We start from the raw sequence: 1,619 nt of genomic DNA on the forward strand, positions 1-1,619 counted from the left end.
GTCAACCTCAGGTGGTCGGGTAGTTTCTCCCTCCTCTCTATGTCCTCTATGTTCTCCGCTTCCCTTATGAGGTGGACATCGCCCGAGGTGTCTATAAGCACCACGTTGGGGCGGTAGCGGATGAACTGCATCCACTGGGTGACGTTGTAAGCGCCCACGGGCGATAGTATCAATCGGGTACCCCTCGGAATTGGCGGCAGGTACTCGAGGTCGTTTATCACATCGATATTCATACACAGCGGTCCGTAGAGGACGCTGGGCTCGGGGGCACCGTGGAGCGGGCGGTCCACTTCCACTTTGAAGTTGTACCAAAAGGCCGTAAAGAGTATATTGACCCCTGCGTCGAGTACATAACCTTTCCAACCGTTGGGCAGGCGCTTTGCAGCGTATACGGTCGTTATCAGATAGCCCGCTTCGTCGACGATCGCCCTACCCGATTCGATGATAAGCTTGGGAAAATCCCCGGGGCGCAGGTTTTCTAAGAGGGCGGAGGTGATATGCTCGGCGTACTCCTCTATGTCGGGAACGGCCACCTCGGGGGGCAGATAGACGCCCTTTAGGCGGTTTTTGGAGGGAAAGCCGCCGCCTATATCGAGGTACTCGATTTTGTACCCGTAGGTGTCCTCAACGTGGTAGGCGAAAGAGAGCATCTTCTTCACTTCCACAGCGTAGGCCCTGGGGTCGAGTATAAAGGTACCCATATGGCAGTGCAGACCGTTTAACTCGAGCCAGTCGCTGGCGGCTATTCTCTTGACCGCATCCTCGGCCTGTCCGCTTTCGAGGTTGAAACCGAAGCGGCTCCACTGGGGTCTTATACCGGTATCCATATTTATCCGTATGCCGATTTTGACCTTTTGACCGAGCTCCTTGGCTATCTCCTCTATATCGGAGAGCTCCTCGAACGTATCGACGTTGATGCGCGCCCCTTCGAGGATGGCGGTTCTGAGGGCGTCCTTTGGCTTATAGGGCCCGTTGAAGATGATCTGGTCGCCGGGGATGCCGAGGCGTCTCGCCTTTTCGTATTCGAACTCCGAAACCACCTCGGCGGTTTCCCCCTCCTGGTGGAGGATGGCGCATATAGCCTTTAGGTAGTTGGTCTTGTAGGACCAGCTGAACTCCACATTGGGATAGCGGGTCTCAAAGGCGCGCTTGAATCGGCGGAAGTTCTCCCTCAATTTCCTCTCGGAAAAGACAAAGAGCGGAGAACCGTACCGCTCCACAAGTTCATGAATGGGAACCCCGTCTATATTGTCCCTCACGCGGGAAAAGGCGAAAGCCTTTCCCCCCATCTTGTTTGCAAATCCGACATTTATACGGCTGATAACCGGCTTCTCGTATTTTCTCTTCATCCCCCACCTCCTACTCGCAATAGGCTTTTATAGTTTCGAGCTTAAGCCGCTCGGCGGCCGAGCTCAAATATTTGGGATTTACCTCCCCTACGAGGCGGCAGGCGTCGGTTTTATACCCCTCCTCGTAGAGCTTCACCGCCACTTCGAAGAGGGCGCGGGAATATAGGGGTTCGTACCTTAGCTTCCTAACTTTGAGCAGCAGCGCGTACTTTAGCGCCGTTTTTAGGTCGCCCCTCTTTAGCGCGAGCATCTCCAGTTCGTAAGCGGCTT

General features: G+C 54.9%; 2 protein-coding genes. Both read right to left on the reverse strand.

The window, feature by feature from the left end; translation table 11 throughout:
- A partial coding sequence (locus tag MV985_RS08390) for an alanine racemase (RefSeq protein ID WP_297465240.1) occupies positions 1 to 1,349 on the reverse strand: 1,349 nt, incomplete at its 3' end.
- Positions 1,350 to 1,359: 10 nt separating this feature from the next.
- The coding region (locus MV985_RS08395; RefSeq protein WP_297465242.1) for a hypothetical protein at positions 1,360 to 1,619 on the reverse strand (260 nt) is incomplete at its 5' end.

It is taken from the genome of Thermococcus sp., assembly GCF_027012695.1.
Classification (GTDB): Archaea; Methanobacteriota_B; Thermococci; order Thermococcales; family Thermococcaceae; genus Thermococcus.